The following is a 23,281-nucleotide window of genomic DNA, read 5'->3' on the forward strand; positions in this document are numbered from 1 at the left end:
TTTGGGGGGATGTCACCCGATGAACCCTCTGTGGATGCCCCACACGATGCTGAGCAGCCCCCGGCTGTCTCCATCGTTATTCCGGCGTACAACGAGGAAAGCGTCATCCGGCAGTGCCTGATTGCCGCCGTCTACCAGTCCGTCCCGGCGCACGAGATCATCGTGGTGGACAACATGTCTAAGGACCGCACCGCGGAGATCGTCCGCCAGATGCAGCTGGAGTACCCGGAGAGCCCGATCATCCTGCTCAGCCAGGACACAGACCAGGGCCTCATCCCGACCCGGAACTTCGGCCTGGACCACGCCAGCGGGGATGTCCTGGGCAGGATCGACGCCGACTCGGTGCTGGAACCGGACTGGGTGGAACAGGTCCAGCAGGCCTTCGCGGACGCGTCAGTGCATGCCGCCACCGGGCCCGTTGTCTACTACGACATGCCAATGCGACGCTTCGGCCTTAAGGCCGACGACAAGATGCGCCAGCTCATGCTCAAGCTGGCCAAACACCAGTACCACTTCCTCTTCGGCTCCAACATGGCCCTGCGCCGTTCCGCGTGGGAGACCATTCGGCTGGAGACCTGCCGCGATGAGAAGGATGAGATGCATGAGGACATCGATCTCTCCCTTCACCTTGCCGACCACGAGCTGCGGATCCAGTACTGGCCGCAGATGGTGTCCGGGATGTCAGCGCGCCGGCTCGAGGATTCGCCCCGCGACTACCGTTACTACGTCACACGCTTCGACCGCACCTACAAGGCGCACAACGTCAAGAAAATGGCTCTGAAAGCGCCCATGGTGGTCTTCTTCTCGGTGTACTTCCCGGCGAAGCTGCTGCGCGCCATCCACACCGTCAACACGGCCCAGCCGGCCCGCCGCGGCGGCCAGTAGGGCCCGTAAGGCTCGCCGGCGCACCCGCGGCCGCCGCCGTCGTCAGTCCGTCCCCAGCTCCGCCAGCCGGGCGGCAGCACGCCGCACCGCGCGGGAGCGTCGCTGGCCCATCACGACGACGGCGAGTCCCACCAGGATCATGCCCAGGCCGGCATAGGTCCCGGCCGGCAGCGTCTCGCCCAGGAAGGCCGCCGCCAGCAGCGCCGCCCCCGGGATCTCCAGCAGGATGATCATTGAAACCAGCAACGGGCTCATCGTGGCGAGCAGGTGGTTGAACGCCGTGTGGCCCACCAGCTGCGCGCAGACGGTGATGGCCAGGATGCCCAGCCAGCCGGTCGCGTCGAAGCCCGCGAGCGGCTGCCTGGTGGCCAGGGCCAGCACCGCCACGACGGCGGCACACATGCCGTAGCAGAGTGTCGTGTAGACGCCGGTGCCCATGGTCTGGCGGGCCTTGCCGCCGGCCAGCGTGTAGATGCCCGCCAGCACGCCCCCGGCAACGGCGAGAAGATCCCCAACCAGGGCCTGCGGCGAGCTGCCCATGTCAAAGCCGGTGATGGCCACAACACCGCCGAAAGCGAGGCCGAGGCCGGCGAGGACCTGCCACCGGTGCCGGACCCCGCGGAAGAGCTGGAACACGGCGATCCAGCCCGACTGCAGGCAGACCAGGGCGGTCGCTGCCGCCACCGAGGTCAGCTGCAGGGACGTGATGAAGCAGGCGAAGTGCAGTGCCAGTGCCACCGCGGCCGCCAGCGACCAGCGGAACTCGCTGCCCGTGACCCGGCCGAACTGGCGGGGCTGGCGAACCAGCACGGGCCCGGCCATCACGGCCGCTCCGATGGCGTTGCGCCAGAAAGCGATTGCGAGGGCGCTGACGGACGTGGCGCCCAGGGTGGCGGCGATCAACGGGCCGGAGGAGGCGACACCCAGCACGCCGAGGGCGGCGAGGAAGAAGTTCACGCTCCAACAGTAGTGTGCCGGCGGGGGCGTCCAGGTTCCGCGCCGGCCCGTTACGGGAAGCCTCGAGGGCTTAACGCAAAAGGTCCCGGCCAGCGTTTCCGCTGGCCGGGACCTTTCCTATGGTGGAGGCACGGGGACTCGAACCCCGAACCCCCTGCTTGCAAAGCAGGTGCGCTACCAATTGCGCCATGCCCCCATAAGAAGCAACCCGTCAATCATACCCCGCTGCCGGAGAGCCGTTGCCAGCTTTCCTGCCGGGGTTCCGGGCTAATCAACCGTGTCGGTCGACTCGCTCCAGACTGCCTTCCGGGCTTCGGATTCCTGCACCTTCCTGTAGAGCAGGACGCCTGCGATCGTGGCTGCAACAACCAGCAACTTCTTCACATGCACCCCGTTCCGGTCCAGTTTCACGTGGACCTTTACAGGAACCAGTACAGGTTCCGTGGGCGTACCAGGACTTGAACCTGGGACCTCTTCGTTATCAGCGAAGCGCTCTAACCGCCTGAGCTATACGCCCCGATGCCTCATCGGGCCGAGATATGACTTTACAGCACATCCCGGCCCGATCTCAAATCGAGGCATTTCCCCGGAGAATATCCGGGAAAACTACGGGTTCTAGTCGTCCGTAAGGGTGACGCCGATGCCGCCCACGAGGGTGGCAGCGATGTTGTACAGCACCGCCGAAAGCATCGACAGGGCCGTCAGCAGCACCACGTTGATCACCGCGATGATCACCGCGAAGGAGGCAACCTGGCCGAGGGAGGCGACCTTCTTCAGTTCGAAGCCGCCGCTTTCGGAGCCGGCCAGGGTTCCGAGGAGCCCGTCCACCTGGTCGAAAATGCCGGTCAGGTCCAGGACGGTCCAGAGCACGATCGCGGCGACGACGGTCACGATGCCGAGCGCCACCGAAAGCAGGAAAGCCATCTTGAGCACGGACCAGGGGTCGACCTTGCTGATCAGCAGGCGCGCGCGGCGGACTTTCGCCTTCGGCGCCGGCTTAACCAGTCCCGGAGTTCCCTGGGCAGGGCGCTGGCCGGAGGCTTCCGGTCGCTGTCCGGCTGCTGCGGGACGCTGGCCCGGAGCGGCCGGCCGCTGTCCTGGGACAGCGGGACGCTGGCCGGGAACGGCGCCGGCCGGTCGCTGCTGCGGACGCGACGGGGCGTTCACCCGCGGGGCGGCAGCCGGCTGCCGCATCCCGCCGGGGCCGCTGCTCGACTTGGGATATGAGTCGGAATTGCTCACGCGTTACCTCCGGTATTGTCTTCGTCCAGCTCGGCATGGCCTGATGACTCATCTGACTCCGGGGCCGGTACTGATTCTGTCTCTGCGGACCCCTCGTGTGATCCGGTCTCTCCAGCCAACGTTACGTCATCCTGCTCCGTAGCCCGACTTTCATCGCCGCTTTCGAGGGCTGTTTCGTCGGTCTCGAGGCCGCGTTCGCTGTTGCGGGCCACCGCGATGATGCGGTCGTTCTTGTCCGGTTTGGCAAAGATCACGCCCATGGTGTCGCGGCCCTTTGCGGGGACCCCGGTCACGGAGGAGCGGACCACCTTGCCTCCTTCCATGACCACCAGGACTTCGTCTTCCTCGTTGACGATCAGGGCACCGACGAGGTGTCCGCGTTCTTCCTGGTACTTGCCGACCTTGATGCCGAGTCCACCGCGGCCCTGGAGACGGTATTCCTCCACCGCGGTCCGCTTGGCGAAGCCGCCTTCGGTGACGATGAAGACGAACGATCCGTCCTGTACGACGTCGGCCGCCAGCAGTTCGTCGTCCTCGCGGAACTTCATTCCGGTGACGCCGGACGTTGCCCGGCCCATCGGGCGCAGTGCCTCATCCGTGGCCGTGAAGCGGATCGACTGGCCCTTGCGGGAGACCAGCATCAGGTCATCCGTTTCGGACACCAGCTGTGCCGAGACCAGCTCATCGCCGTCGCGCAGGTTGATGGCGATCACGCCGGCGGAGCGGTTGGTGTCGTAGTCCTCCAGCCGCGTCTTCTTGACCAGGCCGCGCTTGGTGGCGAGCACCAGGTACGGGGCGTGCTGGTAGTCGCGCAAGTCCAGCACCTGGGCGATGTGCTCGTCCGGCTGGAAGGCCAACAGGTTCGCCACGTGCTGGCCCTTGGCGTCGCGGGCCGCTTCCACCAGTTCGTACGCCTTGGCACGGTACACGCGGCCCAGGTTCGTGAAGAACAGCAGCCAGTGGTGCGTGGTGGTGACGAAGAAGTGCTCCACGACGTCGTCGCCGCGCAGCTGGGCGCCCTTGATGCCCTTGCCGCCGCGCTGCTGCGACCGGTAGTTGTCGCTGCGGGTGCGCTTGACGTAGCCGCCCCGGGTGATCGTGACGACCATTTCCTCTTCGGGGATCAGATCCTCGATCGACATGTCGCCGTCGTAGCCCATCAGGACCTTGGTCTTGCGGTCGTCGCCGTGCTTGGCCACAATTTCGGCCAGCTCGGTGCTGATGATCTCGCGCTGGCGCTCCTCGGAAGCAAGGATCGAGTTGTATTCGGCGATCAGGGCTTCGAGTTCCGAGTGGCGGTCCTGGATCTTCTGCCGCTCCAGGGCGGCAAGCCGGCGCAGCTGCATATCCAGGATGGCCCGGGCCTGCAGTTCGTCGATGTCCAGCAGTTCCATCAGGCCGTCGCGGGCCGCTTCGGTGGTGGTGGAGGCACGGATCAGGGCGATGACCTCGTCCAGCGCGTCCAGCGCTTTGAGGAGGGCGCGCAGGATGTGCGCTTCCTCCTCCGCCTTGCGCAGGCGGTACCGGGTGCGCCGGGCGATGACGTCCATCTGGTGCGTGACCCAGTGCCGGATAAACGCGTCGAGGCTGAGCGTGCGCGGAACCCCGTCGACGATTGCAAGCATGTTCGCCGCGAAGTTGTCCTGCAGCTGGGTGTGCTTGTAGAGGTTGTTCAGCACCACCTTGGCGACGGCGTCGCGCTTGAGCACAATGACGAGGCGCTGGCCGGTGCGGCCCGAGGTCTCGTCGCGGAGGTCGGCGATGCCGGAAATCTTGCCGTCCTTGACGAGTTCGGCAATCTTGATCGCCAGGTTGTCCGGGTTGGCTTGGTACGGCAGCTCGGTGACCACGAGGCAGGTGCGGCCCTGGAGTTCCTCGACGTTGACGACGGCGCGCATGGTGATGGAGCCGCGGCCGGTCCGGTAAGCGTCCTCGATGCCCTTGTGGCCCAGGATCGTGGCGCCGGTCGGGAAGTCGGGACCCTTGATCCGCTGGATCAGTTCTTCGAGCAGCTCTTCGCGGCTGGCGGTCGGGTTGGCCAGGTACCACTGGACGCCGTCGGCAACCTCACGGAGGTTGTGCGGCGGAATGTTGGTGGCCATGCCGACGGCGATGCCGGACGAACCGTTAACCAGCAGGTTCGGGAAACGCGCCGGTAGAATGGTCGGTTCCTGGTTCTTGCCGTCGTAGTTGTCCTGGAAATCAACGGTTTCCTCATCAATGTCCCGGACCATTTCCATGGCCAGCGGTGCCATCTTGGTTTCGGTGTACCGGGGAGCCGCGGCGCCGTCGTTGCCGGGCGAACCGAAGTTGCCCTGGCCGAGTGCCAGCGGGTAGCGCATGGTCCAGTCCTGGATCAGGCGGACCAGGGCGTCGTAGATCGCGGTGTCGCCGTGCGGGTGGTACTGGCCCATGACCTCGCCGACCACGCGGGCACACTTGTTGAAGGACCGGTCGGGGCGGTAGCCGCCGTCGAACATCGCGTACAGCACGCGGCGGTGGACGGGCTTGAGTCCGTCGCGGACGTCCGGCAGCGCTCGTCCGACGATGACGGCCATGGCGTAGTCGAGGTAGGAACGCTGCATTTCCGTCTGCAGGTCAACCTGTTCGACGCGGTCGGTCAGCACATCGGTGTCAAGAACGGTGCCTTCGAGCACGGGTTCCGCACCGGATGCGGCTGGAACCTCGGGTGTTTCGTCACTCATAGTCTATATTTTCCGTTTCAGGTATATATCGGTTCTGGAATATGTAGGGGCTTGGCCGCTAGATATCGAGGAACCGAACGTCCTTGGCGTTCTGCTGAATGAAGTTTCGGCGGGATTCGACGTCCTCGCCCATCAGGACGGAGAAGGTCTGGTCCGCCGCCAGGGCGTCGTCCATGGTGACCTGCAGGAGGGTGCGGTGGTCCGGGTCCATGGTGGTGTCCCAGAGTTCCGTGTAGTCCATCTCGCCGAGGCCCTTGTAGCGCTGGATGCCGTTGTCCTTGGGGATACGGCGGCCGGCGGCTTGGCCGGAGACCAGCTTCGCGTCGCGTTCCCGGTCGCTGTAGACGTAGTCGTGCGGGGCGTTGGACCACTTGATTCGGTACAGCGGCGGCTGGGCCAGATAGACGTAGCCGTTCTCGATCAGCGGGCGCATGTATCGGAACAGCAGCGTCATCAGCAGCGTGGTGATGTGCTGGCCGTCGACGTCGGCATCGGCCATCAGGACGATCTTGTGGTACCGGAGCTTGGCCAGGTCGAAGTCCTCGCCGATGCCGGTACCGAACGCGGTGATCATGGACTGGACTTCGGCGTTGCCGAGGGCTTTGTCGAGCCGGGCACGCTCGACGTTCAGGATCTTGCCGCGCAGCGGCAGGATGGCCTGGGTCTCGGGGTTGCGCCCGCGCTTCGCCGACCCGCCGGCCGAGTCACCCTCCACGAGGTAGACCTCGCACTTCTGCGGGTCCTTGGAGGAGCAGTCGGACAGCTTGCCGGGCATGCCGAACGATTCCAGCGGGCTCTTGCGGCGCGCGTTGTCGCGCGCCTTGCGGGCGGCCATCCGGGCCTGGGCCGCGGAGATGGCCTTGCGGATCACGTCGCGGGCCGGGCCGGGGTTGCGTTCCAGCCAGTCGCCGAGACCGTCGGTGACGACGCGCTGCACGAAGCCCTTGACCTCGGAGTTGCCGAGCTTGGTCTTGGTCTGACCCTCGAACTGCGGTTCGGCGAGCTTGACCGAGATGACTGCGGTCAGGCCTTCGCGGATGTCATCGCCGGTGAGGTTGTCGTCCTTTTCCTTGATGATGCTCTTCTCCCGCGCGTAGCGGTTGATGAGCGAGGTCATCGCGGCGCGGAAACCCTCTTCGTGGGTTCCGCCCTCGTGGGTGTTGATGGTGTTGGCGTAGGTGTGGACGCTCTCGGAATAGGCGTTGGTCCACTGCATCGCCATTTCCAGGGCGATGTGCCGTTCCGTGTCCTCGGTTTCGAAGGCGATGACGTCCTCGTGGACGACGTCGACCTTTTTGCCGGAGTTCAGGTGCTTCACGTAGTCCAGCAAGCCGTCGTCGTACTGGTACACCACGGTGTGGAACTCCGCGGGGACTTCACCTTCGGTCTCGACGACGTCGAGATCCAGGTCGTCATCGTCGGACGGCTCCGCGGCCGCGCGGCGCTCGTCGGTCAACGTGATGCGCAGTCCCTTGTTCAGGAACGCCATCTGTTGGAAGCGGGCCCGCAGGGTTTCAAAATCGAACTCGGTGGATTCGAAGATGGTGCCGTCCGGGTAGAACGTCTGGGTGGTTCCGGTTTCCTGGGTTTCCTCGCCCTTGACCAGGCTGCCCTGGGGCTTGCCGCCGTCGGCGAAGGACATCCGCCAGACGTGGCCCTGCCGGCGCACCTCAGTGTCAACGCGGCTGGAGAGCGCGTTCACCACCGAAATACCGACGCCGTGCAGGCCGCCGGAGACCGCGTATCCGCCGCCGCCGAACTTTCCGCCGGCGTGCAGGATGGTCATGACAACCTCCACCGTGGGCTTGTGCTCGGTGGGGTGCATGTCCACGGGGATGCCGCGGCCGTTGTCGACGACCTTGACGCCGCCGTCGGCCTGCAGGACGATCTCGATGTGCGTGCAGTACCCGGCCAGCGCTTCATCAACCGAGTTGTCCACGACTTCATAGACCAGGTGGTGCAGGCCGCGCGGACCGGTGGAACCGATGTACATGCCGGGGCGTTTCCGGACCGCCTCCAGACCCTCAAGCACCGTGATGTCGCTGGCGCCGTACTCGCGGGGGGTCACCGCCTCCGCAGGGGTGGCCGCTGAAGCACCTTCCGCCGCTGGGTCCGCTGCCGGGAAATCTGTATTGTCGTTAGCCACAGGCGCTTTCGACTCCTCTATGTTCGTTGAAGGCCGGCCGTCGCCGCTTCCGAAGAGGAACGGTTACCGCCAACAGGCACGTCACTGTTGGCACCGCTGCATGGATCGCCTCAGCCGATTCCGCGCAAAGAAATTGCGTCGGAAACGGACTCAGTCGACGTTTCACCGGCGCCCAGTTATCTACCACGATTCTACCGTGTTATAGGAGGGATTCCCGCATTCCAGAGGCCCAAACGGCAGCTAAAGTGCCGCTGAGAGGCCGTTGGCTCCGGCTGCACGGCTCCCGGGGTCCTCCGGTTGGGTTCCTATACGCGTCTGGGGCGTTGGAGCGCCCTACACGGCGCTTGCGGATTTTTCAATAGTCTTGGAAGAAGTGCTTCATACCCGGCGGTGCTGACTGGACCGCGGACCGCGCCGCGGGCTATCCGTAGGTGTCGCGCGGGCCGCGGCCGTTGACCGTCCGGGCACCCTTGCGCCAGCTTGGCGCCGCGGGACCGAGCACCTGAATGCTGGTCACGACGCCCTCACCCAGTTCTATGCGGAATTTTTCCAGCAGACTCAAGCTGAGCAGGCGCAGCTGGGTGGCCCAGGCCGTGGAATCGCAGCGCACGTGGAGGGTCGTGTCGGTAAAGCTCTCCGGTGTGCAGTGTGCGGAAATTTCCGGTCCCACCAGGGCCGGCCATTGCGCCATTACGGAACCGACAGCCACAGGTGAGCTCCAGCCCCGTTCCGCGACGAGCCGTCCCACCACCTTGCCGAGCCCCAGCGGGTCCCGTCCGGTGCCGTGGAACTGGCTGAATCCGCGGGTGCCGGCACTGCGGGCCGGCTTTTGGGTGCTGCCCGGCCTTGGGGGCGCCTTCCGGCGGATTTCTCCCCGGGCTGCCGCGGCATCGCGCATCCGGTTCAAAGCTGCCTGGGCGGCGTCGATGTCATCGGGGTCGCGGCCCGGCTGCAGGCCGCCGTCGGTATCCTTATTCATCGCTTGTCCGGCTCATCGATTCCTCCCGGAATGACCTTCACCCGCCGTCCGGCCAATTCTGCCGGGATGTCCTCCTCGACGGCGGCGGTCACCAGGACCTGTTCCGCGCCGGATACTATTGCCGCCAGTTTACGCCGCCGCTGGACGTCCAGTTCGGCAAAAACGTCATCAAGGATCAGGATCGGCGCGGAGCCGCCGGTGCGTGCGTCGTCCAGCATCACATAGTACGAGGCGAGGCGCAGGGACAGGCACATGGACCACGTTTCCCCATGCGAGGCATACCCCTTGGCGGGTGCCTGCCCCAGGACCAGTTCCAGCTCGTCGCGGTGCGGGCCCACGAGCGAGATTCCGCGTTCCAGTTCCTTGCGGCGCGAGGCCGCGAACGCTTGGATGTAGCGTTCGGTGAGTTCCTCCACACTCAGCCGGCGGAGGTCCTCGAGGCTGGCCGGGGCGTCAGCGGCTCCGCCCGCTGACGCTTCGCCGTCGTCGTCGAGCACCCCCTGCAAGGTGGAGCGGTAGACCGCTCCGGCCTCCTTGGACCCGTCAGTGAGCTGGGCGTAGGCGTTCTTAAGATGCGGCTGCAGCAGTTCCACCAGCTCAAGCCGGGCGTGCAGGAGTTCCGCTCCGGCCCGAGCCATGTGCTGGTCCCAGACATCAAGCGTTGCCTCGTGGCCGGCGGTGAACTTGCCGGAACGGCCGGATTTGAGCAGCGCGTTGCGCTGTTTCAGCACCCGGTCGTAGTCGCCGCGCGTGGCGGCGTGCCGGGGAACGAGACTGACCAGGAGCTCATCCAGGAAACGGCGCCGGTTGGACGGATCGCCCTTGACTAGGGCGAGGTCTTCCGGGGCAAAGAGAACCGTCTGGCAGATCCCCAGGATGTCCCTGGCCCGGACCGGGTTGCTTCGGTTGATGCGTGCCCGGTTGGCGCGGCCGCCGTTGATTTCCAGCTCCAGCACGGTGGACTGTTCGCCGCGGACCAGTTTGGCGCGGATCATTGCACGCTCGGTGCCGAACCGCAGCAGCGGGGCATCGGTGCTGACCCGGTGCGAGCTCAGCGTGGCCAAGTAGCCGATGGCTTCCATCAGGTTGGTCTTGCCGATGCCGTTGGAGCCCACAAGCACCGTGACACCGGGTTCCAGGCCGAGGTCAACCTGGGCATAACTGCGGAAGTCTGTCAGCGAAAGTTGTTCGAGGTACACGCCGGTTGCAGGATGCCAGGGACTACTTGGCCGGCCGGGTGGCGTGGCCGCCGAACTGGTGGCGCAGGGCGGACACCATCTTCATGGCAGGCGAGCTGTCTTCGCGGGAGGAGAAGCGTGCGAACAGCGCCGCCGTGATGGCCGGGGCCGGCACCGCGTTGGCAATGGCTTCCTCCACCGTCCACCGTCCCTCGCCCGAGTCCTCGACGTAGTCGTCAATGGATTCCAGTCCGGGATCCTCGTCCAGGGCTTTGACCATGAGGTCCAGCAGCCAGGAGCGGACAACGGTGCCCTTCTGCCAGGCCCGGAAGGTGCCGGGCAGGTCGGTCACGATGTCCTTCGCCGCAAGGAGTTCGTAGCCTTCCGCATAGGCCTGCATCAGGCCGTACTCGATGCCGTTGTGCACCATCTTGGCGTAGTGTCCGGCGCCGACGCCGCCCACGTGCACGAAGCTGTCCGAGCGGTCGCCTTCCGGGCGGAGTGCGTCAAAGACCGGGAGTGCCCGTTCGATGTCGGCAGGATCACCGCCGGCCATCAGTCCGTAGCCGTTCTGCAGGCCCCAGACCCCGCCGGACACCCCGCAGTCCGCAAAACGGACGCCCTTTTCGGCCAGCGCAGCCGCGTGCTTCTGGTCCTCGGTGAAGCGGGAGTTGCCTCCGTCGATCACCAGGTCACCGGCGTCGAGCTTGTTGCCGAGTTCGCTGATGACGGCGTCGGTGATCTCGCCGGCGGGAACCATGACCCAGATCAGACGCGGCGCCGGCAGTGCGGCAATCAGCTCGTCAACGGTGGCCACGTCGGTGACATCCGGATTGCGGTCGAAACCGGTGACCTGGATTCCACCCTTGCGCAGGCGTTCGCGCATGTTGAAACCCATTTTTCCAAGGCCGATCAGTCCAATGTGCATAGTGCGGGTTCTCTTTCTGCATTGGGTGTCGGTTGTCGATTTGGGGCCCAGAACGACAACAACTGCCTGGGCCCACGCCGCCAGGGTTCCCTGGCCGAGCTTGCGAGGCGAGGGTGGCGGTGGGGGCTAGTTGGGCAGACGGACCGGCATGACCAGGTAGCGGTAGTCGTCCTGGTCCTCGCCGTCGGCGTCCTGCTGGGCGGTGATCATCGCCGGCTTTGGCGCCGTGGTGAAGGAGAACCGCACAAACTTGGTCTCGATGACGCTCAGGCCCTCGATGAGGTAGTGGGGGTTGAAGGCCACGGTGATGTCTTCGCCGGTCAGCTGGGCTTCGAGCTCTTCTGAGGCCTGCGCGTCTTCACCGGTTCCGGCGTCAAGGTGCAGCTGTCCCTGGGTGAAGGCAAGCCGGACCGGGGTGTTGCGTTCGGCCACAAGCGAGACGCGGCGGACGGCTTCGACCAGTTCCTGGGTCTGCACGGTGGCGTGGATCGGGGTGGAATCCGGGAACAGCGACCGGATTTTCGGGTAGTCGCCATCGACCAGGAGCGACGTCGTGGTGCGGCCGCCGCTCTCGAAACCGATCAGCCGGCTGTCGTCATCGGCGAGGGCGAGGTTGATATCGCCGCTGCCGCCGAGTGTCTTGGCAACTTCGTTGAGGGTCTTGGCCTTCACCAGGGCGCTGGTGGAGATGCCCGGAGTTGCGGGCTTCCAGGGCACTTCGCGCATGGCGAGGCGGTAGCGGTCGGTGGCGAGCAGCGTGATGAGGTCGTCCTCGATCTCCATCCGGACGCCGGTGAGAATGGGCAGCGTGTCGTCCTTGCTGGCCGCGATAATCACCTGGGAAACGGCCTGCGCGAACGAATCGCCTGGCACGGTGCCACTGATCGGGGGCAGCGCGGGCAGCGGCGGGTATTCCGCCTCCGGCATCGTGGCCAGGTGGAAGCTGCTCCGGCGGCAGGTCAGGGTGACTTTGTTGCCGTCGGTTTCGATTTCGACCGGGGCGGAGGGCAGGCTGCGGCAAATGTCCGCGAGCAGGCGGCCGGAGACCAGGATCGTGCCCTCGGTGGTGATGTCAGCGGGGATTTCCAGGCGTGCCGAGGTCTCGTAGTCAAAGCTGGAGAGGCTGACAGTGCCGGCTTCTGCCTTGAGGAGCAAACCGGAAAGCACGGGAACAGGCGGCCGCGGAGACAACGACCGGGCGGTCCAGGTCACGGCTTCGGCCAGGACGTCCCGTTCGACTCTGAACTTCACGGAAGGGTGCCGCCTTTCATTGCTGCTGACAAAAGCTAAAACTCACAGTGCCATGGCGACCCCGGCGCGCTGCCGGATCCGCCAAAAAGGTAAGTGCATGCACTCCAGGTCTTTCTCCGCCGCTGTCCGTTTCCGGGTTGCGAATGACAAGAGAGTGTCCGGGACGGACGCACTGCAGACAGCTTAGCCCCAAGATCCTAGTTCTCCCATCCCCGGGTTACACCAGTGTGGTTCCGGAGCGGGCTCCCGGGCCAGGCTTCCGGAGGGCCTGTGGTGGCCGGTGGGGGGTCGGAAGGAAACTGTTGTTTGAGGGAATTTCATTTTCTTGGGATTAGTAGTGTTAATAACTGCTGTGGAAACTGTGGATAACTCGGCCTGGCCGTGCGTTTCCGGGGTTAAGCCCTGTTCATGGACTGTGGGTGGAGCAGGTTTTAAACAGGGTGTGGATGGGGACAACATTTTCGGGCGTTGCGCCGATCCACAGGCGCCTTAAGGGTTTTAAGCCCATTAACCGCGGTTGTCCCCTTAAGTATCCACAGGGTTGTCCACAGGCCCCTGTTAATAAGGTAAGAGTGCGCGGCGCCGATACTCAGGAATTGCGCTGCTGCTGCTTGATCCGGTTGGTCAGTTCAGTCACCTGGTTGTAGATCACGCGGCGCTCCGCCATCAGTTCGCGGATCTTCCGGTCCGCGTGGATGACCGTGGTGTGGTCGCGGCCGCCGAGCTCCTGGCCGATCTTGGGCAGGGACATGTCGGTGAGCTCCCGGCACAGGTACATCGCGATCTGCCGCGCGGTGACCAGGGTCCGCGTGCGGGACTTGCTGCAGAGTTCTTCCATGCTGAGCTTGAAGTAGTCGGCCGTCTGGGTGAGGATCTGCGCAGAGGTGATCTCCTGGGCGCCGTCGTCGGTGATCAGGTCCTTGAGCACCATTTCGGCCAGGGCCACATCCACCGGCTGCCGGTTCAGGCTCGCGAACGCCGTGACCCGGATCAGCGCACCCTCAAGTTCGCGGATGTTGCTGGAGATCTTCGAAGCGATGTACTCCAGTGCGTCGTCCGGGGCGGACAGGCCTTCGCTCAGCGCCTTCTTGCGCAGGATAGCGATGCGAGTTTCCAGTTCCGGCGGCTGGATGTCGGTCAGCAGGCCCCACTCGAAGCGGGACTTCATGCGGTCTTCGAAGCCGGCGAGCAGCTTGGGCGGCTGGTCGGAGGTGATGACGACCTGCTTGTTGTTGTTGTGCAGGGCGTTGAAAGTGTGGAAGAACTCCTCCAGCGTCCGGTCCTTGCCGGCCAGGAACTGGATGTCATCGATCAGCAGGACGTCCACGTTGCGGTAGGTGGTCTTGAAGCTGGTGCCTTCATCGTCGCGGATGGAGTTGATGAAGTCGTTCGTGAATTCCTCGGAGTTCACATAGCGGACCCGGATGCCGCTGTAGAGCCGGCGGGCGTAGTGGCCGATCGCGTGCAGCAGGTGGGTTTTGCCCAGCCCTGAGTCCCCGTAGATGAACAGCGGGTTGTACGCCTTGGCAGGCGCTTCGGCGACGGCGACGGCGGCCGCGTGGGCAAAGCGGTTGGAGGAACCGATCACGAAGGTGTCGAAGACGTACTTCGGATTGAGCCGACCGAATTCGTGGGAAGTGCTCGGCAGCATCGGCTGCGGCTTCAGTTCCACCATGGGGTCGGCGACCAGGGACAGTTCGGCCGTTGGTTCGGGCTCGACATGCAGTGGCACCAGATCGGTGTCGACGTCGATCGCGCAGCGGATTTCGTCGGAAAAGACATCCCGCAGGGCGTCGTCGAGGGCTTCCTTGACCTGGGTCTGGAGCACCTCGCGGGTGAGTTCGTTGGGTACGGCCACCAGCAAGGTTGAGCCGATCAGCCCCTGGGCCTGGGCGAGGATCACGAAGCCACGCTGCCGGGGAGTGACCCGGTGGTCGTTCTCAAGAAGGCTGACAACCCGCCGCCAGGAACTTCCGACGGTGTTTGCTTGGTTGGCTTCGTCTACCGTCATCAATCAGTTCCTCAAACCTTGCTTGCCTGCGTTACCTGCAGCCACGAGGCCCGAACCAGACTGCTGGCCCCGGCTTAATCCACAGGGTTGTGCACAGTCCGTGGATAATCGGCTACTGGGACACTCTAGGGGATGAAAAGACTAGAAGATAGCTGGGATCAGCCCTGTGGATAATTACACGGGTGTGGTTCCAAATGCGGGGACGTGAGCCACTTCATCCACAGGCTGGCGGCCGGGTTAACCACAGCTGGGGACAGGCGGCCGAACACCTCCCGGTTTGACTCTGGGGGCGCTTTTCCCCTAACGTTGTGAAGTCCTTTGTGTCCGCTTTTCGCCTCATTGAATCTCTCCCCGACGCCTGCGTCTTGCGAGTCGAGGGTAGCGGCACATACAAAACTTAGCGTCGGCCAGTTCTTCCCCTTTTTTGATCGGGTGGGCGCACCTTTGATCCACTGGAGTAACTAACGTGAGCAAGCGGACTTTTCAGCCGAATAACCGCCGTCGAGCCAAGAAGCACGGCTTCCGCCTTCGTATGCGTACCCGTGCCGGCCGTGCCATCCTGGCAGCCCGTCGTGGCAAGGGCCGCACCGAGCTGTCGGCCTAAATAACTGACTCGTCGGTCACCATCCCTATGCGAGTTGAACGGTGCTAGCCACCCGGAACCGTCTGAGGACCCCTACCGATTTTTCAACAACTGTACGTTCCGGCGTCCGCAATGGACGCCGGAACTTAGTGTTATATACGGCAGCTCTCGCTGCCGATGAACCAAGCCGGATCGGTTTCATCGTTTCCAAGAGTGTTGGGAACGCTGTTGTCAGGAACCTCGTTAAGAGGAGACTAAGAGAAGCCGGCGCCTTGTCGCTGCAGAAATATCCCAGCGGGTTCGCTATCGTGGTCCGGGCACTGCCCGCCTCTGCGGCCGCCGGCTGGGATGATCTGTGCAGCGACTATGACGCCGCTTTGGAGACGACCATGAAACGCTTGGGCAGCCGCCTTCCACAGGCCGCTTCTACAGTTTCTTACGAGATAACACAGGAAGGGACCCCGCGTGCGTAACTCGACTGCCGCCGTCGTCCCTGCACCTGGATCTCGCCTCACCTCCGCAGCAGCCTGGCTTGGCCGGGCGCTCTGGAATCTGCCCCGCAACATCCTGATCGTGCTGCTGATGGGCTACCGCAAGGTAATCTCCCCGCTGTACGGGCAGGTTTGCCGTTTCTTCCCAAGCTGTTCGGCGTATGCGCTTGAGGCAATCACGGTGCACGGCGCCGTCAAAGGCAGCTGGCTCGCCGCCCGGCGCCTCGCGCGCTGCCACCCATGGAATTCCGGCGGTGTGGACCATGTCCCCGCCGGGCATCGGGAGTGGCCCGATGGCCACACCCCCAGAATTGTTGTGCTGAACAACCCGGACAAATACCTGGCTGCTCAGTCTGATGGAGAAGGCCGCTCGGCGGCCTGACGAATAGGGATATCGTATGGACTTCTTTGAAACAATCATGTTTCCGTTCAAGTGGCTGGTTTCCATCATCATGGTGGGCTTCCACGACGGACTGAGCGCCATCGGCCTCCCGGCCGCCAACGGCTGGACCTGGACGCTGTCCATCATCGGGCTGGTGCTGGTTATCCGCGCCGCCCTGATTCCGGTGTTCGTCAAGCAGATCAAGGCCCAGCGCGGCATGCAGCTCCTGCAGCCTGACCTGAAGAAGCTCCAGGACAAGTACAAGGGCAAGACCGACCAGCTGTCCCGCCAGGCCATGGCGCAAGAACAGATGGCCATGTACAAGAAGCACGGCACCAACCCGTTCTCGGCCTGCCTGCCCATGCTGATCCAGATGCCGTTCTTCTTTGCTCTTTTCCAGGTGCTGTCGGGCATCAGCAACGCCAAGACCACCGGCAAGGGCATCGGCGCGCTGAGCCACGACCAGGTGGTGCAGTTCGACGAATCCAGCATTTTCGGCGCTCCGCTTTCGGCATCCCTGCTGCACGGCGGTGGCGGCAACCAGATGGCGGTCTGGATCCTCTCGATCGTGATGATCCTGGCGATGACAGCCTCGCAGTTCATCACCCAGAAGCAGATCATGGCGAAGAACATGTCCGAAGAGGCCATGGCGAGCCCGTTCATGAAGCAGCAGAAGATGATGCTGTACGTCCTGCCGCTCGTCTTCGGCGTCGGCGGCATCAACTTCCCCATCGGTGTCCTGATCTACTGGACCACCACGAACCTTTGGACCATGGGCCAGCAGTTCTTCGTGATCCGCCGGATGCCGACGCCGGGCTCGCCCGCCGCGAAGGCCCTGGCCGAGCGCCGTGCCGCCAAGGGACTGCCGTCCCTGCCCCTGATGGGTGCCAAGAAGGCCGACGCCGAGGCTGAAGCGGCCGCCGCGGCGGCCGCCGTCGCCGCGAAGAGCCAGCGCATCCAGCCCCAGCGCAAGAACAGGAAGAGGAAGTAATGTCTGCCGAGAGCACCGAACACGCTATTTCCGCCGAAGCCCCCGATCAGGACACTTTCCAGGACGACGTGCAGGTAGACAGCCCCCAGGAAGCCGGGGACGAGTCTCAGGACGCCGCTGCCGGTTCCGGAAAGGGCACCTCGGCAAGCCGCCTGGAGGAAGAGGGCGACGTCGCCGCGGACTACCTCGAGGAGCTCCTGGACATCGCCGACATCGACGGCGACATCGATATTGAGGTCCGAAACGGCCGCACCTATATCTCCATCGTTGCCGAGGAAGACTCCTCGGGACTGGAGAGCCTCGTTGGCGCCGACGGCGAGGTGCTCGAAGCCCTTCAGGAACTCACCCGCCTTGCGGTGCTCTCCGCCACGGAGAACCGCTCCCGCCTCGTGCTGGACATCAACGGCTACCGTGCCGACCGCGCCGGTGACCTGCAGCAGATCGCCGAAGACGCCATCGCTTCGGTCAAGGAAACTGGCAAGTCCGTCGCGCTGGCACCGATGAGCGCGTACGAGCGCAAGATTGTTCACGACGCCGTTGCCGATCTCGGATTCGTCAGCGAATCCGAAGGCGAAGGCGCTGACCGGCACATCGTTGTCTCCGCAGACTGAATCCGCGGAGTAGCTTGATGGTGGAAATTACCGCGGCCGAACTGAAGGCCGCAGAGTCTATTTTTGGCGACCGGCTTGAACTGGCAAAACGCTACGTTGAGCACCTGGCCACGTCCGGCACCGAACGCGGGCTGATCGGGCCCCGCGAAGTGCCCAGGTTGTGGAGCAGGCACGTGCTTAACTGTGCCGTTATTGAACGCGAGATTGCCCAGGGAAGCCACGTTGCCGACGTCGGCAGCGGGGCCGGGCTCCCGGGTCTTTGCCTGGCCATTGCGCGGCCGGACCTGGAACTAACGCTGATCGAACCGCTGGAGCGGCGGGTGATCTGGCTGCAGGAAGTCGTCGATGACCTGGGGCTCGAAAACGTCACCGTGATGCGGACCCGTGCGGAACTGGCCGTGGGCCACGTGAGCGCCGACGTCGTCACTGCCCGGGCTGTTTCTGCCCTCTCCAACCTCGCCGGACTCACCATTCCGCTGCTCGGAGGCAAGGGCGAGGTCGTCGCCATCAAGGGGCGTAGCGCCGGCGAAGAGATCGAGAAGGCCGCCAAGGTCATCCGGAAACTCGGCGGGGTGGAGACCTCTGTTGTGATCGTCGGCGAAGACCTCCTCGAGGAACCCACGACCGTAGTCCGAATCGTTGTGAACAAGCCTCGAAAGATTGCGTAGCACCCGCCCGGTGCCCTCGGTCTTGTTTAGGAAGAGGTTAGGCTAGTAACCGGCAGCAAAAGCCGAATGAGAGCGAGAGTGTCAAGTGAGCAGTAGCGAAGCCTCCACACAACGGATCCCCCCGTTTGTGTCCCTGGGGTCAGCACGGGCCTTTTCCGCGCCCGCGGTCGCTCACAATATCTCGTCCAAACAAGCTAAATCGGTTGCGGACGTCACTGTCGCCGCCGGCGTTTCACGTGAAACCTCCGTCGCGTCCGTCGGCAACGTCTTGGACTCGATCGACGATTCCAGCCCGATTGCCCGCGAGCTTGCGCATGAGAACAAGCGTCGGGAACGACTGCTGGGCCGTGAACTGCCGAAGCCGGAGAAGACCCGCATCTTCACCGTGTCCAATCAGAAGGGCGGGGTGGGTAAGACAACCACCACGGTCAACATCGCGGCTGCCTTGGCTGCCGCTGGCCTGAATGTGCTGGTGATCGACATCGATCCGCAGGGTAACGCCTCTACCGCCTTGGGTATAGAACACCACGCCGACGTCGACAGCATCTATGACGTCCTCATCAACGATGTGCCGCTGCAGGACGTCGTGGCACCGTGCCCGGACATCGACAAACTAATTTGCGCGCCGGCCACCATCCACCTTGCCGGCGCTGAGATCGAGCTCGTCAGCCTGGTTGCCCGTGAGCAGCGCCTCCGGCGGGCCATCGATGTCTACGCCAAGGAACGCGCCAAGAACGGCGAGGAACGCCTCGACTACATCTTTATTGATTGCCCGCCGAGCCTGGGACTTCTGACAGTCAACGCCTTCTGCGCGGCCGGTGAGGTCCTCATCCCGATCCAGTGCGAGTACTACGCCCTTGAGGGACTGAGCCAGCTGCTCAAGAACATTGAAATGATCCAGAAGCACCTCAATGCCGATCTGGTGGTCTCCACCATCCTGCTGACGATGTACGACGGGCGTACCAACCTCGCGGCCCAGGTGGCGGCGGAAGTCCGTGAACACTTCCCGGAGCAGGTGCTCGGGGCTGTGGTTCCTCGGTCGGTGCGAATTTCCGAGGCGCCGAGCTATCAGCAGACCGTGATGACCTATGATCCTTCCTCCAGCGGCGCTCTTTCCTATTTGGAAGCCGCAGCGGAAATTGCTGAACGTTAGAATCTTCTCAACATTGCACTAGCCAGAGCCGGGTAAAGCCGGGCTCTTCCACTGGAGGGATTTATCCATGAGCGATAAGCGACGCGGCCTTGGCCGTGGACTTGGCGCACTGATTCCAAGTTCCGCCTCGGCTAACGCCTCCGGAAGCGGTTCTGCCCCGTCCCGGCCGGTGGATCTGTTTTTTCCTGAGGCCAGGAAGCGGACCCCCGACGCAATGCTGACGGAAGAGACCCCGGAAGCGACGGAAGCCGCTGCAGACAAGACGACGGCGTCTTCTTCTGCGACCGCTGCCGCGGCTACGGCTGCCCCGGACGAAACTGCCGGCACGGACAAAACCGCTGCGCCGGCTGGAAAGCCTGAGCCGGTTCGCTCCGGGACGAAGACTGCGACGAAGCCTGCGACAAAGAACCAGCCTGGCCCGGCCCAGACCGGCGGCGCGGCTGCGAAGAAGGCCGCAGCGCCCAAGGACTCCGCAGCCCGGAACGACTCCCCGACTGCGGGTAAGACCGACTCCCGGCCGATGCCCGCGGCGGACGCGGTTGCCGATGACAACGGCGTTGATCTGATTGAAGTTCCTGGCGTCCGTTTCGCGGAAATCCCTGTTTCGGACATCCACCCCAACCGCAAACAGCCGCGCTCCGTCTTCGATGAGGACGATATGGCGGAGCTGGTGCACTCGGTTCGTGAAATCGGCGTGCTCCAGCCAATTGTGGTGCGTACATCAACCGAAGAAGGTGGCGAACCCTACGAGCTCGTCATGGGTGAGCGCCGCTGGCGTGCCGTACAGGCCGCCGGACTCGACACCATCCCGGCGATTGTCCGCGACACCACTGATGATGACCTGCTTCGTGACGCCCTGCTCGAGAACCTCCACCGCAGCCAGCTGAATCCCCTGGAAGAGGCTGCGGCGTACCAGCAGCTGCTGGAGGACTTTGGAACCACCCATGAGCAGCTTGCTGATCGGATCGGCCGCTCCCGGCCCCAGGTCTCGAACACCCTCCGCCTGCTGAAACTCCCGCCGCTTGTTCAGCGTCGTGTAGGCGCCGGCGTGATTTCGGCCGGCCACGCTCGTGCCCTCCTTGCTCTTCCTGACGCCGCTGCGATGGAACGGCTTGCCCAGAAGATCGTGGCAGAGGGTATGTCGGTCCGCGCCACGGAAGAGGCTGTGACGCTGTACCAGAGCCCCGCTGCGCCGACGAAGAACAACATCCCCCGTCCGGGGGCACGCCACGAACGACTCGATTACCTGGCGTCTTCGTTGTCCGACCGCCTGGACACCAATGTGAAGATTTCCCTGGGGGCCCGTAAGGGCCGCGTCAGCATCGAATTCGCTAGCGTCGAGGATCTGAACCGGATCATGGACGTTCTCACCCCTGGGGCACCGAGCTAACTCTCAGCACATTTGCTCAAGATGGGGCCTGTTTCACGTGAAACAGGCCCTTTTTTGTGTGTTTGCCGGCATTCAGTTGCTCGAGACTCCTTTCGGGGCAACCGTTCGTTTTGTGCGCACTCGGTGTTCGAGGTACGGATCGTCCACCCACAGATACCTGCCGACGCTGGCGGGGCCGGCCCGCGGACCCCTCTCGGCCCTCCCGTGGCCCCGCAGGGCCCGTCGGTTCCGCTTGTGGAGCCCCGCGTGTGCTCGGCGGCAGCTGGGACGTCTCCATTGCCCTAGAGGGTGCTCCGGGGTGGTCTGTGCTCTGGGATGGTCTCAAGTACGGGCCAAGGTGCTGCAGAACGCAGGATGCATTGCAGAGCGGAGCAACGTACCTAAAGCGCTTGCGGGGCGCGAGTGATGGTCCCTATAGCGCCTTCGGTCGTTCATCGGGCCCGGTTGTCGAGCGCGCCGGCCAGGAGGCTGTCCCCTTGCATGCACAGCAACGTGCCGCAATGACCTCAGCTGGCAGGTGGAGGGTTTACGTATTTTCGCGGGCCCATACAGAATGTTTCACGTGAAACCACGTGGGACGAGACGGGCAATGTAGCCGCGATGCGCGCAGTCCCGCAGTGTGGGACGAACGGGGCAAGGCGGACCACCAAAAGTACCGCTTTGGTGGCACTTTCGGCAGTATGTCGCAACGCTAGCAAGTCCTGTGTGGGCGGGTGGCAATAGTTGGATACGCCCAAGTCGCACCAACGGCCCCGGTGTGGTAGCTACGAGCCGATCACATGGCCGGATCGGCGTCCTGCCGTCCCTACGAGCTTGTTTTGGCCTCCCGATGGATGCCATGATGGGGGCTCAACCGCAGCGGCTTGCCTGTTTGATTGTCTTGCTGTTGTTCCCCTAGCAGCCCAACTTGGGCATCTCCGTTGCGTTGCTCGGTCCACGTTGGGCGGCTGGCGCAGCCTCCTAACCGCAGTAGTAGTGAGCCGCGGTCGTTCTCGCCGGCAGTCACAGCACGGTAGGAGCGCCGCGGAGGGGATCGGACGTTGGCCGCCGTCGCTCCATTATCTTCGGGTGTTTCACGTGAAACATTCCGAGGGTGCGGACTCCCAATAACGAGGGCTGGATCAGGTTCGCCGACGACATTGTGTCGGTTGATGGAATCACGCCAACGGAAGCTATCCCCGCAAGTCTGAGTGGCACCACGTTGAGGGCGGTTTGGACTTAGCGCGGCCCGAGCTCAGCCGAGAAAGGGCCCCGATGCCGCATTGGGGCCGGGTACCGTGCTCAATCGCGTCTGCACTCCCCCTCCCGTACCGGAACCTGGGTATGCGTTAGTGTTCGTCGAATGTCGGTGAGCATGGCTCAATCCGTCGAGGTGGCGCCCAAGCGCCTGGGCTGCGACCTCTTGGCTGGCCGCATTAGACATGCGCCAACCCACGGACCCGGCCTTGGGAGATGCATTTGCGCCGGCCCAAGGACCCGGTGGTAGGAGGTGCGTGCGTGGCGCCGAACGAACCCCGCCGCCGGAAAAGCTTTTCGGCGGTATGGGGTCGCGCGTGTCGTGAGACCTCACCGGCCCTACCGCGTGCTCTTCCTGGCCATGACAAAGCTCCCCACTCCGCCGGTAGACGGCAGGTGGCTGCTGACTTCGCTGGATCGTCCAGTACGGCAGGCGGAGATGCCCGGATTCAGGCAGCAGCTGAGCCTCCCAGGCGCAGTGGCGACCCGTGGTGACGGCACAGACTGGATGTGTGGGACGATGCTGCGCGGTGTGCGGGGCAGTAGCTATTGACTCCCCCGTCCTCCCCCTCGCACCGTAGACTGTCCCGTCGACCAGCCGCGACGCCGGGTCGAGCGTCAATGTGGCATCCGGCCGGAGCGGGAGCAATGCATCTCTTAGACACCCTCCTGGCACGGCCGGGCATATTCCTGGATCGGGTATATCCGCTGTGAGTCGGTCGGCTTTCCTCGATGCGGGCTGCGAAGCCATCGTAGGTCCACTCTCCCCAATGCCGTTGCCGGCAGGGCTAGTGCTCTACTTGATAGCTCTCCGGTCGGAGATTCCACTGCTGGCGGTGCACCGGCACTCGTCGCAGGCTGTAACTGGAGCGGTGGATATCGCTGTGGATAACTTTGTGGATTAGTTCCCGGCGTCAGTGGACAGTGGGACCTGGAGGCAGGTCTGCGTCTTGGCCACATAACGCGCCGGTCGATGGCCCGCCGTGTTTGGCCATATTGTTTCACGTGAAACACAGCGCTCCACATGCGGTCGCCACGGATGAAGACCGAAAATGCTTATAAAATCCACATAGTCTGGTTAAATTTACGGCCGTCCAGCGCAATGCTGAGTGGTGAAGCAGGCCGTCCGATGTCTCCGGATCTGGCGTGCTGAAAGCAGGGTGCCTGTCGACGCCTACTTTTGAGCCTTGACAGCCCAGAGGCTGGTGCCAAAGGCCCTGTGGATAGCGCTGTGCGTAATGTCTCAGTGCTCTGTGGATAACTGTGTGCATAACTTCTGTGGGGAAGAAGCTGTGAACTCGCTCGTTCCCTCTCACTCAACACCCGGTGAGTACTACAGCGATCGGGATCTCAAGATCATGGGCAGGCCCAGCCAGGTAGGACAGCGTCCGCAGCTGCTGTCCCAATTCGATCGTAGGGACGCTCTCGGTCCCGTAGGGGCTATGACAGATCGTGGGACCCCGCCCGGCAGGAACGGTCGCTTCGCCATGGGTC

The 23,281-nt window shown here is 63.9% G+C and carries 19 protein-coding genes and 2 tRNA genes; 9 read left to right on the forward strand and 12 right to left on the reverse strand.

Features of this window, described 5'->3' with window-relative positions:
• The first annotated feature begins 9 nt into the window (after window positions 1–9).
• On the forward strand, window positions 10–885 hold the full coding sequence (locus AC1DBD_RS08130) for a glycosyltransferase family 2 protein (RefSeq protein WP_441419126.1): 876 nt from the start codon (window positions 10–12) through the stop codon (window positions 883–885).
• A 42-nt stretch (window positions 886–927) separates the two neighbouring features.
• Here AC1DBD_RS08130 and AC1DBD_RS08135 read toward each other — a convergent pair whose 3' ends face one another.
• The 12 genes from AC1DBD_RS08135 to dnaA all read right to left on the reverse strand — a co-directional run bounded on the left by AC1DBD_RS08135 (window position 928) and on the right by dnaA (window position 14,282).
• Window positions 928–1,842, reverse strand: coding sequence for a DMT family transporter (locus AC1DBD_RS08135; RefSeq protein ID WP_476981800.1), 915 nt, complete (start codon window positions 1,840–1,842; stop codon window positions 928–930).
• A 120-nt stretch (window positions 1,843–1,962) separates the two neighbouring features.
• Window positions 1,963–2,038, reverse strand: a tRNA-Ala gene (locus tag AC1DBD_RS08140).
• A 71-nt stretch (window positions 2,039–2,109) separates the two neighbouring features.
• On the reverse strand, window positions 2,110–2,253 hold the full coding sequence (locus tag AC1DBD_RS08145) for a DLW-39 family protein (RefSeq protein WP_175322972.1): 144 nt from the start codon (window positions 2,251–2,253) through the stop codon (window positions 2,110–2,112).
• Between the two features lie 32 nt (window positions 2,254–2,285).
• Window positions 2,286–2,359, reverse strand: a tRNA-Ile gene (locus tag AC1DBD_RS08150).
• Between the two features lie 98 nt (window positions 2,360–2,457).
• Window positions 2,458–3,084 carry a DUF3566 domain-containing protein gene (locus AC1DBD_RS08155; RefSeq protein ID WP_441419128.1) on the reverse strand — a complete coding sequence of 209 codons (627 nt, stop codon included), beginning with the start codon at window positions 3,082–3,084 and terminating at the stop codon, window positions 2,458–2,460.
• A complete protein-coding gene (gyrA, locus tag AC1DBD_RS08160; RefSeq protein WP_441419129.1) occupies window positions 3,081–5,789 on the reverse strand; it encodes a DNA gyrase subunit A in 2,709 nt (902 codons plus the stop codon). The genes AC1DBD_RS08155 and gyrA overlap by 4 nt, the downstream gene beginning before the upstream one ends.
• 58 nt (window positions 5,790–5,847) lie before the next feature.
• The gene (gene gyrB, locus AC1DBD_RS08165; protein ID WP_441419130.1) at window positions 5,848–7,935 is read right to left on the reverse strand and encodes a DNA topoisomerase (ATP-hydrolyzing) subunit B; all 2,088 of its coding nucleotides are present in this window, start codon (window positions 7,933–7,935) and stop codon (window positions 5,848–5,850) included.
• Window positions 7,936–8,356: 421 nt separating this feature from the next.
• Window positions 8,357–8,914, reverse strand: a complete 558-nt coding sequence (locus AC1DBD_RS08170; protein WP_476909585.1) for a DciA family protein — start codon at window positions 8,912–8,914, stop codon at window positions 8,357–8,359.
• Window positions 8,911–10,113 (reverse strand): DNA replication/repair protein RecF, encoded by a 1,203-nt coding sequence (recF, locus tag AC1DBD_RS08175; RefSeq protein ID WP_476981801.1) that lies wholly within the window; start codon window positions 10,111–10,113, stop codon window positions 8,911–8,913. The genes AC1DBD_RS08170 and recF overlap by 4 nt, the downstream gene beginning before the upstream one ends.
• Before the next feature lie 22 nt (window positions 10,114–10,135).
• Window positions 10,136–11,020, reverse strand: a complete 885-nt coding sequence (gene gnd, locus AC1DBD_RS08180) for a phosphogluconate dehydrogenase (NAD(+)-dependent, decarboxylating) (protein WP_476981802.1) — start codon at window positions 11,018–11,020, stop codon at window positions 10,136–10,138.
• Window positions 11,021–11,146: 126 nt separating this feature from the next.
• Complete coding sequence (gene dnaN / locus AC1DBD_RS08185; protein ID WP_175323034.1) at window positions 11,147–12,271, reverse strand: DNA polymerase III subunit beta; 1,125 nt, start codon at window positions 12,269–12,271, stop codon at window positions 11,147–11,149.
• Between the two features lie 589 nt (window positions 12,272–12,860).
• Window positions 12,861–14,282 carry a chromosomal replication initiator protein DnaA gene (dnaA, locus tag AC1DBD_RS08190; RefSeq protein ID WP_441419134.1) on the reverse strand — a complete coding sequence of 474 codons (1,422 nt, stop codon included), beginning with the start codon at window positions 14,280–14,282 and terminating at the stop codon, window positions 12,861–12,863.
• Between the two features lie 466 nt (window positions 14,283–14,748).
• Here dnaA and rpmH point away from each other — a divergent pair, with 466 nt between their 5' ends.
• The 8 genes from rpmH to AC1DBD_RS08230 all read left to right on the forward strand — a co-directional run bounded on the left by rpmH (window position 14,749) and on the right by AC1DBD_RS08230 (window position 20,551).
• The gene (rpmH, locus tag AC1DBD_RS08195) at window positions 14,749–14,886 is read left to right on the forward strand and encodes a 50S ribosomal protein L34 (protein ID WP_003800212.1); all 138 of its coding nucleotides are present in this window, start codon (window positions 14,749–14,751) and stop codon (window positions 14,884–14,886) included.
• 41 nt (window positions 14,887–14,927) lie between these two features.
• On the forward strand, window positions 14,928–15,338 hold the full coding sequence (gene rnpA / locus AC1DBD_RS08200; RefSeq protein WP_476909583.1) for a ribonuclease P protein component: 411 nt from the start codon (window positions 14,928–14,930) through the stop codon (window positions 15,336–15,338).
• Window positions 15,331–15,738, forward strand: coding sequence for a membrane protein insertion efficiency factor YidD (yidD, locus tag AC1DBD_RS08205; RefSeq protein ID WP_476981803.1), 408 nt, complete (start codon window positions 15,331–15,333; stop codon window positions 15,736–15,738). Before rnpA ends, yidD begins: the two co-directional genes overlap by 8 nt.
• Window positions 15,739–15,754: 16 nt before the next feature.
• Window positions 15,755–16,729, forward strand: coding sequence for a membrane protein insertase YidC (gene yidC / locus AC1DBD_RS08210; protein WP_441419136.1), 975 nt, complete (start codon window positions 15,755–15,757; stop codon window positions 16,727–16,729).
• Complete coding sequence (locus AC1DBD_RS08215) at window positions 16,729–17,340, forward strand: Jag family protein (RefSeq protein WP_476909581.1); 612 nt, start codon at window positions 16,729–16,731, stop codon at window positions 17,338–17,340. Before yidC ends, AC1DBD_RS08215 begins: the two co-directional genes overlap by 1 nt.
• 17 nt (window positions 17,341–17,357) lie before the next feature.
• Window positions 17,358–18,008 (forward strand): 16S rRNA (guanine(527)-N(7))-methyltransferase RsmG, encoded by a 651-nt coding sequence (gene rsmG, locus AC1DBD_RS08220; RefSeq protein ID WP_441419138.1) that lies wholly within the window; start codon window positions 17,358–17,360, stop codon window positions 18,006–18,008.
• 85 nt (window positions 18,009–18,093) lie between these two features.
• Window positions 18,094–19,161: a ParA family protein gene (locus AC1DBD_RS08225; protein WP_441419139.1), complete on the forward strand. Its 1,068-nt coding sequence runs from the start codon at window positions 18,094–18,096 to the stop codon at window positions 19,159–19,161.
• Window positions 19,162–19,228: 67 nt separating this feature from the next.
• Window positions 19,229–20,551, forward strand: coding sequence for a ParB/RepB/Spo0J family partition protein (locus AC1DBD_RS08230; protein ID WP_476909580.1), 1,323 nt, complete (start codon window positions 19,229–19,231; stop codon window positions 20,549–20,551).
• The last annotated feature ends 2,730 nt before the right edge of the window (window positions 20,552–23,281 follow it).

The sequence above is a fragment of the Arthrobacter sp. 10T419 genome (assembly GCF_056394105.1).

Bases quoted from the DNA above. Each gene is read 5' to 3' on its own strand.
- rsmG (WP_441419138.1), top strand. From the start codon at position 17,358: ATGGTGGAAATTACCGCGGCCGAACTGAAGGCCGCAGAGTCTATTTTT.
- AC1DBD_RS08170 (WP_476909585.1), bottom strand. From the start codon at position 8,914: ATGAATAAGGATACCGACGGCGGCCTGCAGCCGGGCCGCGACCCCGAT.
- AC1DBD_RS08215 (WP_476909581.1), top strand. From the start codon at position 16,729: ATGTCTGCCGAGAGCACCGAACACGCTATTTCCGCCGAAGCCCCCGAT.
- AC1DBD_RS08230 (WP_476909580.1), top strand. From the start codon at position 19,229: ATGAGCGATAAGCGACGCGGCCTTGGCCGTGGACTTGGCGCACTGATT.
- dnaA (WP_441419134.1), bottom strand. From the start codon at position 14,282: ATGACGGTAGACGAAGCCAACCAAGCAAACACCGTCGGAAGTTCCTGG.
- gyrA (WP_441419129.1), bottom strand. From the start codon at position 5,789: ATGAGTGACGAAACACCCGAGGTTCCAGCCGCATCCGGTGCGGAACCC.
- gnd (WP_476981802.1), bottom strand. From the start codon at position 11,020: ATGCACATTGGACTGATCGGCCTTGGAAAAATGGGTTTCAACATGCGC.
- yidC (WP_441419136.1), top strand. From the start codon at position 15,755: ATGGACTTCTTTGAAACAATCATGTTTCCGTTCAAGTGGCTGGTTTCC.
- AC1DBD_RS08130 (WP_441419126.1), top strand. From the start codon at position 10: ATGTCACCCGATGAACCCTCTGTGGATGCCCCACACGATGCTGAGCAG.